The following is an 11,205-nucleotide window of genomic DNA, read 5'->3' on the forward strand; positions in this document are numbered from 1 at the left end:
CGGAGCTGAACTCTACTGCGCGAAAGCGGCGCGCTCGTCCTTCTCGCGTTGCGCTTCACGCTGTTTGGTCACAACAGAGGCAACGACGACACCGATCGCGACAATGCCGATCAGGATCGTGCAGATCGCGTTGATTTCAGGCGTCACCCCGAGACGAACCTGGCTGTAGATCTTCATCGGCAGCGTGGTGGCACCGGGGCCTGTGGTGAAGCTCGAGATCACGAGATCGTCGAGCGACAGCGTGAAGGCCAGCACCCAGCCGGAAAAGACGGCCGGCGCGATCACCGGCAGAGTGATCGCAAAGAAGGTCCTGACCGGGGTCGCGCCCAGATCCAGCGCCGCCTCCTCGATCGACTGGTCGAAGCTCAGGAGCCGCGACTGCACGACAACGGCAACGAAGCACATGGTGAAGGTGATGTGCGCAAGGGTGATCGTCCAGAAGCCACGGTCGAGCCCGATGGCAACGAACAGCAACAGCAGCGACAGGCCGGTGATCACCTCAGGCATGACCAGCGGCGCATAGACCATGCCGGAAAACAGCATGCGGCCGCGAAAGCGCGTGTAGCGCACCAGCGCGAGGGCCGCCAAGGTCCCGAGCACGGTTGCGCAGGTGGCCGAGATCAATGCCACGCGGATGGTGACCCAGGCGGCGTCGAGAAGCGCCTGATTGTGCCAGAGCTGCGCGTACCATTTGGTCGAAAACCCGGCCCATACCGTGACCAGCTTCGATTCGTTGAACGAGAAGATCACCAAAAGCACGATCGGCAGATAGAGAAAGCCGAAGCCGAGCACGATCGAGGCAATGTTGAAGCGTGACCAGTTGCCCATGACCTACTTCCCCTCGCCGTCGGCTTTGGCCTGCGCGTTCTGGAAGAACACGATCGGTATCACCAGGATCAAAAGCAGGATCGTGGCAACCGCCGAAGAGACCGGCCAGTCGCGGTTGGCGTTGAACTCGTTCCACAGCGTCTTGCCGATCATCAGCGTTTCCGATCCGCCGAGCAGATCGGGGATGACGAACTCGCCGACAGCCGGAATGAAGACGAGCAGGCAACCGGCAACGACGCCGGCCAGTGACAGCGGGAACGTGACGCGCCAGAAGGCGGAGAATGGCGTGCAGCCGAGATCCAGCGCCGCTTCCGTCAGCGTGTGGTCCATCTTCTCCAGCGACGAATAGATCGGCAGGACCATGAACGGCAGGTAGGAATAGACGATACCGATATAGATCGCCCAGTTGGTGTTGAGGATGATCAGCGGCTGGTCGATGACATTGATGCTCATCAGGAACTGGTTGAGCAGTCCTTCCGGCTTCAGGATGGCGATCCAGGCGTAAACGCGGATCAGGAAGCTGGTCCAAAACGGCAGGATCACCAACATCAACAGCGTCGGGCGGATCGATTTCGGCGCCTTCGCCATCCCGTAGGCGACGGGATAGGCGATCATCAACGTCAGCACCGTCGAGATTCCGGCGATGATGACACTCGACACATAGGCGTTGAAGTAGAGAACGTCCTCGGTCAGCCAGACATAGTTGTCGAGCGAGAACTCCCGTGCCTTTTCCATAATGCCGGAAAGGCCACCGAGGAGATCGAAGACCGGCGTATAGGGTGGCATCGCCACCGCCGTCTGCGACAACGAGATACGGAAGACGATGAAGAAGGGAATCAGGAAGAAGAACAGTAGCCAGGCATAGGGGATGATGATGACCAGGCGGCTGAAGACGGCTGATGCAACGCGCGCCATGGCTTCAATCCTTCAAGACGACGCCGGCGTCTTCGCCGAACGAGATCCAGACCTGCTGGTCGTAGCCGAAGGGATCTTCCACGGCGCGCACCGCGTTCAAGGACGACGCCTTCACGACCCTGCCATCCTTCAATCTGATATGGAAGACGGTCATGTCGCCGAGATAGCCGACGTCCCAGATCTCACCCTCGACCGCGTTGACCGGCGCGTGCGCCGGCGGCTGGCGGGTGACACGGATCTTTTCCGGGCGAATGGCGACCGCGGCCTTGGCGCCGGCGGCAGGCCTCTCCGGCGATGCCATGCGAATGGGAAAGCCGTTGCCGGTTTCAATGCTGAGGTAGCCGTTTTCCGCGGTTGTGGCTGTTCCGTCGAAGATGTTCACATCGCCGATGAAGTCGGCGACGAAGCGCGAATTGGGCGCCTCGTAGATTTCCGCTGGCGTTGCCACCTGCGCGACCTTGCCGTGGCTCATGACGGCGATGCGGTCCGCCATCGTCATCGCTTCCTCCTGGTCGTGCGTGACCACGACGAAGGTAAGGCCGAGTTCCTGCTGCAGGTCCATCAGTTCGAACTGGGTTTCCTCGCGCAGCTTCTTGTCGAGTGCGCCGAGCGGCTCGTCGAGCAGCAGCACCTTCGGGCGCTTGGCGAGTGAGCGTGCCAGCGCGACACGTTGGCGCTGGCCGCCGGAAAGCTGGTGCGGCTTGCGCTTGGCAAACTTCTCGAGCTTCACCAGCTTGAGCATCTGGCCGACGCGCTCGGCGATGTCGGCCTTGGGCATGCCGTCCTGCTTCAGGCCGAAGGCGATGTTGGTCTCAACGGTCATATGCGGAAACAGCGCGTAGGACTGGAACATCATGTTGACGGGCCGCCGGTAGGGCGGAATGCCGGCAAGGTTCTGGCCGTCGAGAATGATCTCCCCCGAGGTCGGCTGCTCGAAACCGGCCAGCATGCGCAGGAGCGTCGACTTTCCGCAGCCCGACGCACCCAAGAGTGCAAAGAACTCGCGCGTGTAGATGTTGAGCGAAAGATCGTCGACGGCGGTGAAATCGCCGAACTTCTTGGTGACGTTCTTGACGGAAATGAATGGCTTGGAAGCGGGATCCGCCCAGGGGGCGAAAGAGCGCCTGATACTGCCGAGTGACTTCATCATCTATCCCCGAATGATACAGCCGATGGGCACTCTCGTTTTCCCCGGTGCCCCCTTTAAGAAAATTGCCCGGATTTTGAGGTCCGGGCAATTCGTTTTGCTCTTACTGGCCGGTGACGACCTTTGTCCAGAGCCGGGTCAATACCCGCTGCTCCTTCGCCTCGAACGGCGTGACCGTGAACAGTTTCTGCATCACATCATCGGTGGGGTAGATGGCGGTGTCTTCGAGAACCGCCTTGTCCAGGAACTGCTGCGAGGCCTTGTTGCCGTTGGCGTAGAAGACATAGTTCGACGCCTTGGCGACGACCTCCGGCTTCATCATGTAGTTGAGGAATTCATGCGCTTCGGCGACATGCGGAGCGTCCGCCGGAATGGCGAGCATGTCGAACCACATCTGCGCGCCCTGCGACGGGATCGCATAATCGACGGTTACGCCAGCCTTGGCTTCGGCGGCGCGGTCACGGGCCTGAAAGACATCGCCGGAAAAGCCGACCGCGAGGCAGATATCGCCATTGGCAAGCGCGTTGATGTATTCCGACGAGTGAAACTTGCGGATATTCGGACGAACGCTGGCAAGCAGTTCGGCAGCCTTTTCAAGATCGGCCGCTTCGTGGCTATCAGGATTGAGGCCGAGATAGGCGAGCGCCGACGGCATCACATCCGTCGGGGAATCGAGAACATGGATGCCGCAATCCTTGAACTTGGCGGCTAGTTCCGGCTTGAAGATGACGTCCCAGTTGGGCTTCTCGTCGGTGCCGAGAATTTCCTTCATCTTGTCGACGTTGTAGCCGATGCCGGTGGTGCCCCACATGTAGTCGATGGCGTATTCGTTGCCCGGATCGTACTTGGCCGTACGCTCCATGATCACGTCCCACATATTGGTGAGGTTCGGGAGCTTGGACTTGTCGAGCTTCTGGAACACGCCGGCCGCGATCTGGCGCTGCAGGAAGGTCGCCGTCGGGACGACGACGTCGTAGCCCGAGCCGCCTGCGAGCAATTTGGTTTCGAGGATCTCGTTGGAATCGAAGACGTCGTAGACGACCTTGATGCCCGTTTCCTTGGTGAAGTCTTCCAGAATGCTGCTGTCGATATAATCCGACCAGTTATAGACGTTGACCACCCGCTCCTGCGCCGAAGCGAGCATGGTCGAACCGGCCAGTATGACCGTCGCCATGGTTGTAACGATGAATTTGGACATGCAGTTCCCTCGTTATTATCGGTCCGGACAAGGCCGCCCCGTGACACGGATCCAGGCCCATTCTGGATCGCTCCGGGGCGAGGTTAGGCATGTTTCTCGACAACCTCAAGCGGTTTTGTGCCGGAAAGAGGCGGACCTCTTCAGCCACCCCAGTTTTCGCAAGCCAAGGAAAATCGGGCACTTATGGCGAAGGGCGCGATCCCGCCATCGGCAGGTACCAAGCGGCCGACGTTAACCATGGCGGCAACCAGCCAGAACACGCGTTCGTTTACGATTGATTAACCATAAGGCGCATGCGATTTTTCCCCTCGGTTGTGTATCAGCGTCTGGGTAGTGTCATGAGTGGACGGAACCGCAGGATCGATCCGAGAGAGTTGAAGCGCCTTTCGATACTCGAGCCACAGAAATCCCTTGCGGCGATCGCGGTCGACTGGGCGATCATCGCCACCGCCATCGCCGTCAGCGAATATACCGGCAATATCCTCGTCTACCTCATGACCGTGATCGTGATTGCCGGTCGCATGCATGCGTTCGGTTGTCTCGTTCATGAGGCGGCGCACTACCGCATCATCAAGAACCGCAAGCTCAGCGACTGGATGAGCGACCTGTTGCTCGCCTGGCCGATGCTGGCGACCGTCGATGGCTACCGGCAGAACCACCTGGCACACCACCAGCATGCCAACACCGACGACGACCCGGACTGGACGGCAAAGCTCGGCATGGCGCAGTTCACCTTTCCGCAGAAGATCGCGCGTGGCGTGATGCAACTGCTCGGCTATCTCGTCGCCGTCAACTCGATCCGCGACATGGTGCACATGGCCAAGCGCATGTCGAAGAACGACCGGTCGACGCGGAGCTACAAGATGCTGCGCCTTTGCTTCTATATCGCTGCCGCCGCCATTTTCAGCCTTCTCGGCATCTGGCGCGAATTCGCGCTCTACTGGCTCGTGCCGTTCTTCACCTTCTTCTGCCTGTTCCTTTACGTGCGCAGCGTTGCGGAGCATTTCGGCAACATGGACTATAGCGACGAGCTGACGAGTTCACGCACGGTCTATCCGCATGCCTGGGAAAGACTGTTCTTTGCTCCGCACCACATCAACTATCATCTGGAGCACCACCTCTATCCCGGCGTGCCGTTCTATAACCTGCCCGAACTGCACGCGATCCTGATGCGCGACAAAGCCTATGCGGACAAGGCGCACATTACCCGCGGCTATACGACCGGACTACCGGCCGAATGCTTCGCCGCCAGTGCGCCGCTGCTGCCGAGCCATCACCCCGTCCGCTACTGAAAGTCCCAGCGCCTACTGAAAATCGAAGACGCTGAGGCCTGTTGCCATCTCGTCGAGCCCAAGCGGGCGCGTCACCGGAGGCTCGGCGCGCGCAAGACAGCCCTGCCGCTCGCAGAGCCGACAGGCCGCCCCGATCGCAACCGCGGGCGAGCGTAGCGTGCCATAGACCACCTCATCGGCAAAAGAGGCCTCACAACTGATCAGCAACGCGGTGCGGCGAACCCGCTCTTCAAAGCCCGCCTGCGGACCATCGAGCGTGCGCGACACGGTAAGGAACGCCAGTCCCTCTGTTGTCTCTACGCGGTCCACCAGGATTTGCCCCGGCACCGAGAAGGCGGCATGGATATTGAGCTTCGGACAGCCGCCGCCGAACCTCGCTTGCGGGAAACCCGATGCGCCGGAACGACGGAGCCGATGCCCGGCATTGTCGATCTCCATCAGGAAAAACGGAACGCCGGTCGCGCCGGGCCGCTGCAGCATGGTCAGCCGGTTGGCGACCTGCTCGAACGACACTTGGAAACGCGCCCTGAGCACGTCGATATCGTATCTCGCCCGGACGGCTGCCGCATGAAATGCCGCATAGGGCATCATCAATGCGTGGGCGGCATAGCGGGCGAGTTCGAAGCGGCCGATGCGGCGCGCTTCGGCGGTCGACAGGCGCAGCGTCTCCAACTCCCGGACGATCGCTTCGTGACAGGCAATCGAGGCAACCTCCATGGCGATCTCGCGCAACTGGTCATAGGGCGATAGGCGCTCGGAGATGAAGAGCCGCATGGAATGGCGATCGAAGCGGCGACGCAGATTGGGCATGGCATGAACGGGCAGATTGCGCACGACCAGGCCGTGTTCCTTCTTCAGCCAGGCTTTCAGTGCGCCGATCAGATCATCGCCCGGCGAAAGCGCCTCGTGAAAGGCCTCCGCCATTTCTTCGATCCGGGCGAAATGATTGGGTCTCGCCTCCAGCGTCTCGCGCACCTCGTCCATCGGTAGGCGGGTGCCCGACAGCGCCTCCATGTGCCCCTGCCCCGCCAGGAGGTCGGCAAGGTCCTTTAGCCGCGCCGCCTGCTCGCGATAGGCGCGGTAAAGCTTGACGACGCCGCCGGCGGCATTGGGCGCCGCTTCGGCAACTTCGATCAATTCCTGATCCCCCGGCAGTTCCGCCGCCAGCAGCGGATCGGCAAAGACCTCGCGCAATTGCGCCAGTCCACCGCCAGTTTCACCCTGCAGTTCCTCGAGGTCGACCTTGTAGACCGATGCGAGTTTCAGAAGCAGCTGGACGGTCAGCGGACGCTGATTGCGCTCGATCAGGTTGAGGTAGGACGGCGAGATGCCAAGCGCTTCGGCCATCGCCGTCTGCGTCAGCGAGAGCCCGTTGCGGATCCGCCGGACACGAGGACCGGCAAAGATCTTGTTCTCAGCCATTTGTCACTACCTTTACAACTCTGACGACGACCACACATTTACATAATTTACAAATTTACCGTGCACGCCTGTCAAAGGCAAGACAAGATAACCCTTTTGAAAGGCCATGAACTTCGATTTCCATAGCCCTATTGCGCAGCGCAATGTAAAAACTGTCACATCAACTAGAGACGAGGAAAGCCATACGACAAAAGTCGAATGGTGGATGAGTTCCAGCAGGAGGAAATGATGACTGATTTTTACAAGCTTGTTCCCAGTGCCCAGCAAGGCCGCTTTGATGGCATCGAACGCCCCTACACCGCTGAAACCGTGAAGCGGCTGCGTGGTTCGGTCGAGATCCGTTACTCCCTGGCCGAAATGGGTGCCAACCGCTTGTGGAAGCTCATTCACGAAGAGGACTTCGTCAACGCGCTCGGCGCGCTCTCGGGCAATCAGGCCATGCAGATGGTTCGCGCCGGCCTGAAAGCAATCTACCTCTCCGGCTGGCAGGTCGCGGCCGACGCCAACACCGCATCAGCGATGTATCCGGACCAATCGCTCTATCCGGCAAATGCCGCTCCGGAGCTGGCAAAGCGCATCAACCGCACGCTCCAGCGCGCCGACCAGATCGAGACCTCGGAAGGCAAGGGGCTATCGGTCGACACCTGGTTCGCACCGATCGTTGCCGACGCCGAAGCCGGTTTCGGCGGCCCGCTCAATGCCTTCGAGATCATGAAGGCCTTCATCGAGGCCGGAGCTGCGGGCGTTCACTACGAGGACCAGCTGGCGTCCGAAAAGAAGTGCGGCCATCTCGGCGGCAAGGTCCTGATCCCGACGGCCGCGCATATCCGCAATCTCAACGCGGCACGGCTTGCAGCCGACGTCATGGGTACGCCGACGCTCGTCATCGCCCGCACCGATGCGGAAGCGGCCAAGCTGTTGACGTCGGATATCGACGAACGCGATCGCCCCTTCGTCGATTATGACGCCGGACGCACGGTCGAAGGCTTCTACCAGGTGAAGAACGGCATCGAGCCGTGCATCGCGCGCGCCATCGCCTATGCGCCGCATTGCGACCTGATCTGGTGCGAAACCTCCAAGCCGGACCTGGAGCAGGCCCGCAAGTTTGCCGAGGGCGTGCACAAGGCGCATCCGGGCAAGCTGCTCGCCTACAACTGCTCGCCGTCGTTCAACTGGAAGAAAAACCTCGACGACGCGACGATCGCCAAGTTCCAGCGGGAACTCGGTGCGATGGGCTACAAGTTCCAGTTCATCACGCTTGCCGGCTTCCACCAGCTGAACTTCGGCATGTTCGAGTTGGCGCGCGGCTACAAGGCCCGGCAGATGGCGGCCTATTCGGAGCTTCAGGAGGCGGAGTTCGCCGCCGAGGTCAATGGCTACACCGCGACCAAGCACCAGCGCGAAGTCGGCACCGGCTATTTCGACGCCGTGTCGCTGGCCATCACCGGCGGCCAGTCATCGACGACAGCCATGAAGGAATCGACCGAGCACGACCAGTTCCGCCCGGCCGCAGAGTGAAGGACCGGGGAGCGCGGCAATCCCTGCCCGCCGCGCTCCCCATGCAATCGACGAGAAACCGCTGACACCAAGGAGAACTCCAATGACAGTTCAGACACGCGTCAAGGAAAGGGCCGAGGAACAGTCTTCGGCCATGACCCCGGATCAGCAGGCGGCGATCCGCATGGTCGCCAACGACCTGCACCGCCTTAACCAGGCCGTCATGAAAGCCGTCGACGCCGGCGTATCGGTCGAGCTGGTACGTTCGGCCCGCCATCATGGCGGCGAAGGCAACTGGGGCGACCTGTTGATCCCTGTTATCGTCACTCAGGGACGCGCGTGATGACGGTGCTGACGGCCGCAGCCTTGCTGCTTCTGGCGGCTTGGTCGAGCATACCCAAACCACAGACGGCAACCGCGACCGTCCGCCGCCCCGTTTAGCACCCCACAGACCGACAACCCTGACGCGAAAACGGCCGGCAGCAACGCCGGCCTGCCGCGTTTCACGCCGGTCTTGCAAGCAGATATACCATTTCAAGTTGCTTATTGCCGAGGCTCCTGCCTATACTAACTCGGTCTAGTGCGAGCGGGGGCACGCATGTTCCGGACAGGAACGGCGAATACGGAAGAACTGATCGATCTGATCTATGGCGCTGCGTTCGGCGAATGCAGCTGGGAGGATTTTCTGAGCCGGTTGGCGGGCACTGTGCCAAACGGTAAGTCCGCGCTCCACTATCATGACCTCGCGGCACCCGCGTCGCATGTCCCCTATGTCTCCGGATTTACGGCCGACGACCTCGATCAATTCAACAACCATTTCGCCGCAGTGAACCCGTGGATCCCGAGAACCGTTCTGGTACCCGTCGGCCGGGGCCTATGTGGCGAGCATATCGTTTCGCGGGAAGATCTGGTCAAATCCGAATTCTACAACGACTGGCTAAAGCGACAAACCGGATGCGAGACCAGCGTCGGCGTGACGATCATAAGAGATGCGACACGCACATTCATTCTATCGACATGTACGACATCAACCGACGCAGAGTTCAACCATCACGCCGCCGATCAATATACGAGCCTTGCACCGCATCTCAAACGCGCGTTCGAGTTTGTCCGGAAGCGCGATGTGATGACGGTCGAGCGCCAGCAAGGGCAATCTTTGCTCGATTCGATCGGCGTTGGCCTGATGTATGTCGGCGAGAATCTCCGTGTCCGCTCCATGAATGAACACGCGCAACGCATATCGGCGACAGGCGCGCCAATTCGTATCGCTACAGGCGGGCGCTTGACGTTAAGCTGTCCGCAGACAAGCGCAGCGCTGGAAGCGCTGACATTGCGTGGCTGCACGGATACGCGCCCACATGTCTCCATTGTCAAGGGCGCCGGTGGGACGGCATATCGCATCACGCTCTTGAAGTTGAATTCCGATGCCTTCACCGAACTCCTTAGCGGCCCAACCGTTGCTGTCGTCATTGAACCGACCACGTCGCTGCTTCCGGAAGTGCGGAGCAGGCACTTGGAGGACATCTACGGATTGACTCCCGCCGAAATCAGAATCGCCTCCGGCCTCGCTGCAGGACTGTCGTTAAGGGAAATCGCCCTGGCGAACAGCGTCAGCTACGAAACGATCCGCACCCAGCTGAAGAGCATCTATTCCAAGACCCAGGTGAACTCGCAGGCGGCACTCGTCAGCCTCTTGATGCGCTGACCGCTTCAGCTGCGGCGGGGTCGTTTGCCGGCGAAGATGTCGGCGTGGCTTTTCAGTAATTTTGTCATGCGATCGACGACCGTGCGGATTTCCGTGCGATGGCGGTCCTCGTTGTTCATCACGATCCATTGCCGATGCATAAGCGCAGGGATCTCCTCGCCCGCCCGCTCCAGCAGAGGGTCGAGGTCGCCGACGAAACAGGGCAGCACGGCACAACCGGCTCCCGCCCGGGCGAGATCGAGCAACGAACGAGGGCGCGTTACGGTCGCTACGATACGTCCCGTCGCGTTCTCATGCGGCCAACGCAGATAGGATGAGATTGCATCCTCGTCGCCGACGGCGACCCATCGGCCGTTTGCCGCCGGCGTTGCATTCTTCTGCCGGTAGACGGCATAGGCAACTTCTCCCACCGGGCGGGCTGCCAGATAGCTCTCTTCCGGCTCGAAAGCGCGGATGCCGATATCGCTCTCGCGATAGGCAAGGTTGGCGCGGGTCTCGCCTATGGTGATCGCAAGGCTGAAGCCATCGCGCTCGGTGCAGAGCGCCGGGAAATTTTCGGCAAGCAGCCAGGACACCCAGGTTCCGGCGGTGATGCGAACGACCGCCCCCTCGCCCTCCCGTCGCCAGCTCTCGACGCGGCGGGCCGCCGCCTCCATCTCCTCGAGCTGCTCGAACAGAACCTGCCCGTCGCCGGTCAGCTGGTAGCCGGTCTGGCTGCGCACGAACAGCGTGCGGCCGGTGCGTTCCTCGATCTCGAGCATGCGCCGGCCCAAGGTCGCCGGGCTGGAGCCCAGCGCCTGCGCGGCGCCCGTCAGTCCGCCGGTGCGCGCGACACTCATGAAGCAGCGATAAATGTCCCAATCCATGTCTTTCATCGGTGAAAAACATAGGCCGATATCTTGTGTATGTAAAATAGCCTTTGCTGCATAGAAGAGGGGATGCCATCCAATGAGGAGCATCACCATGGAAATACTGGCAATGGCCTATCTGGCCGATATGACGATGAAAAGCCGCCGCTGGGACGAACATTTCGACCCCAAGCCGCCGGGGTTGGTGAGGCGGATGTTTCGCCGCTGCATCGCTGCGTTTGCGGCGCATCAAGAGATACAAGCCGGCAAGAATAGCCTACAAACGACTTGCGCCGCGCAACCGGTGGGTCGCGCGGCGCAATGCTGAGGACGAAGCCGCTGTGGCCTTGGCC

12 protein-coding genes are annotated in these 11,205 nt (G+C 60.8%); 6 read left to right on the forward strand and 6 right to left on the reverse strand.

Translation table 11 applies throughout. The annotated features are described in order from the left end of the window. Positions 1–12: 12 nt before the first annotated feature. From ASD03_RS03570 to ASD03_RS03585, 4 genes are all read right to left on the reverse strand, one after another. Positions 13–828 carry an ABC transporter permease subunit gene (locus ASD03_RS03570; protein WP_025425984.1) on the reverse strand — a complete coding sequence of 272 codons (816 nt, stop codon included), beginning with the start codon at positions 826–828 and terminating at the stop codon, positions 13–15. A 3-nt stretch (positions 829–831) separates the two neighbouring features. Then, the gene (locus tag ASD03_RS03575; protein ID WP_025425983.1) at positions 832–1,743 is read right to left on the reverse strand and encodes an ABC transporter permease subunit; all 912 of its coding nucleotides are present in this window, start codon (positions 1,741–1,743) and stop codon (positions 832–834) included. 4 nt (positions 1,744–1,747) lie between these two features. Next, positions 1,748–2,890 (reverse strand): ABC transporter ATP-binding protein, encoded by a 1,143-nt coding sequence (locus tag ASD03_RS03580; protein ID WP_025425982.1) that lies wholly within the window; start codon positions 2,888–2,890, stop codon positions 1,748–1,750. A gap of 103 nt (positions 2,891–2,993) precedes the next feature. Beyond that, complete coding sequence (locus ASD03_RS03585; RefSeq protein WP_025425981.1) at positions 2,994–4,088, reverse strand: polyamine ABC transporter substrate-binding protein; 1,095 nt, start codon at positions 4,086–4,088, stop codon at positions 2,994–2,996. An 89-nt stretch (positions 4,089–4,177) separates the two neighbouring features. Here ASD03_RS03585 and ASD03_RS38670 point away from each other — a divergent pair, with 89 nt between their 5' ends. Continuing rightward, positions 4,178–4,366, forward strand: coding sequence for a hypothetical protein (locus ASD03_RS38670; protein WP_128090405.1), 189 nt, complete (start codon positions 4,178–4,180; stop codon positions 4,364–4,366). A gap of 60 nt (positions 4,367–4,426) precedes the next feature. Next, positions 4,427–5,380, forward strand: a complete 954-nt coding sequence (locus tag ASD03_RS03590; protein ID WP_162250494.1) for a fatty acid desaturase family protein — start codon at positions 4,427–4,429, stop codon at positions 5,378–5,380. A gap of 12 nt (positions 5,381–5,392) precedes the next feature. Here the strand turns inward: ASD03_RS03590 and ASD03_RS03595 are convergent, their stop codons facing one another. After that, positions 5,393–6,802, reverse strand: a complete 1,410-nt coding sequence (locus tag ASD03_RS03595) for an XRE family transcriptional regulator (RefSeq protein WP_025425979.1) — start codon at positions 6,800–6,802, stop codon at positions 5,393–5,395. A 228-nt stretch (positions 6,803–7,030) separates the two neighbouring features. Between ASD03_RS03595 and aceA the strand changes: the two genes are divergently transcribed. From aceA to ASD03_RS03610, 3 genes are all read left to right on the forward strand, one after another. Continuing rightward, complete coding sequence (gene aceA / locus ASD03_RS03600; RefSeq protein ID WP_025425978.1) at positions 7,031–8,320, forward strand: isocitrate lyase; 1,290 nt, start codon at positions 7,031–7,033, stop codon at positions 8,318–8,320. Between the two features lie 82 nt (positions 8,321–8,402). Continuing rightward, entirely contained in the window at positions 8,403–8,642 is a 240-nt protein-coding gene (locus ASD03_RS03605; RefSeq protein ID WP_025425977.1) for a hypothetical protein, read from the forward strand. A gap of 255 nt (positions 8,643–8,897) precedes the next feature. Then, a complete protein-coding gene (locus ASD03_RS03610; protein ID WP_025425976.1) occupies positions 8,898–10,004 on the forward strand; it encodes a helix-turn-helix transcriptional regulator in 1,107 nt (368 codons plus the stop codon). Between the two features lie 5 nt (positions 10,005–10,009). On the opposite strand, the gene ASD03_RS03615 is transcribed toward ASD03_RS03610, so the two are convergent. Beyond that, positions 10,010–10,879 carry a LysR family transcriptional regulator gene (locus ASD03_RS03615; protein ID WP_025425975.1) on the reverse strand — a complete coding sequence of 290 codons (870 nt, stop codon included), beginning with the start codon at positions 10,877–10,879 and terminating at the stop codon, positions 10,010–10,012. 88 nt (positions 10,880–10,967) lie between these two features. Here ASD03_RS03615 and ASD03_RS03620 point away from each other — a divergent pair, with 88 nt between their 5' ends. Continuing rightward, positions 10,968–11,180, forward strand: a complete 213-nt coding sequence (locus ASD03_RS03620) for a hypothetical protein (RefSeq protein ID WP_057212488.1) — start codon at positions 10,968–10,970, stop codon at positions 11,178–11,180. The last annotated feature ends 25 nt before the right edge of the window (positions 11,181–11,205 follow it).

This window comes from Ensifer sp. Root127 (assembly GCF_001425225.1).
GTDB classification, from domain to species: Bacteria; Pseudomonadota; Alphaproteobacteria; order Rhizobiales; family Rhizobiaceae; genus Ensifer; species Ensifer canadensis.

Excerpts from the sequence above, each read along its gene's own strand:
- ASD03_RS03570 (WP_025425984.1), bottom strand. The coding sequence starts at position 828 with ATGGGCAACTGGTCACGCTTCAACATTGCCTCGATCGTGCTCGGCTTC.
- ASD03_RS03575 (WP_025425983.1), bottom strand. The coding sequence starts at position 1,743 with ATGGCGCGCGTTGCATCAGCCGTCTTCAGCCGCCTGGTCATCATCATC.
- ASD03_RS03580 (WP_025425982.1), bottom strand. The coding sequence starts at position 2,890 with ATGAAGTCACTCGGCAGTATCAGGCGCTCTTTCGCCCCCTGGGCGGAT.
- ASD03_RS03585 (WP_025425981.1), bottom strand. The coding sequence starts at position 4,088 with ATGTCCAAATTCATCGTTACAACCATGGCGACGGTCATACTGGCCGGT.
- ASD03_RS38670 (WP_128090405.1), top strand. The coding sequence starts at position 4,178 with ATGTTTCTCGACAACCTCAAGCGGTTTTGTGCCGGAAAGAGGCGGACC.
- ASD03_RS03590 (WP_162250494.1), top strand. The coding sequence starts at position 4,427 with ATGAGTGGACGGAACCGCAGGATCGATCCGAGAGAGTTGAAGCGCCTT.
- ASD03_RS03595 (WP_025425979.1), bottom strand. The coding sequence starts at position 6,802 with ATGGCTGAGAACAAGATCTTTGCCGGTCCTCGTGTCCGGCGGATCCGC.
- aceA (WP_025425978.1), top strand. The coding sequence starts at position 7,031 with ATGACTGATTTTTACAAGCTTGTTCCCAGTGCCCAGCAAGGCCGCTTT.
- ASD03_RS03605 (WP_025425977.1), top strand. The coding sequence starts at position 8,403 with ATGACAGTTCAGACACGCGTCAAGGAAAGGGCCGAGGAACAGTCTTCG.
- ASD03_RS03610 (WP_025425976.1), top strand. The coding sequence starts at position 8,898 with ATGTTCCGGACAGGAACGGCGAATACGGAAGAACTGATCGATCTGATC.
- ASD03_RS03615 (WP_025425975.1), bottom strand. The coding sequence starts at position 10,879 with ATGAAAGACATGGATTGGGACATTTATCGCTGCTTCATGAGTGTCGCG.
- ASD03_RS03620 (WP_057212488.1), top strand. The coding sequence starts at position 10,968 with ATGGAAATACTGGCAATGGCCTATCTGGCCGATATGACGATGAAAAGC.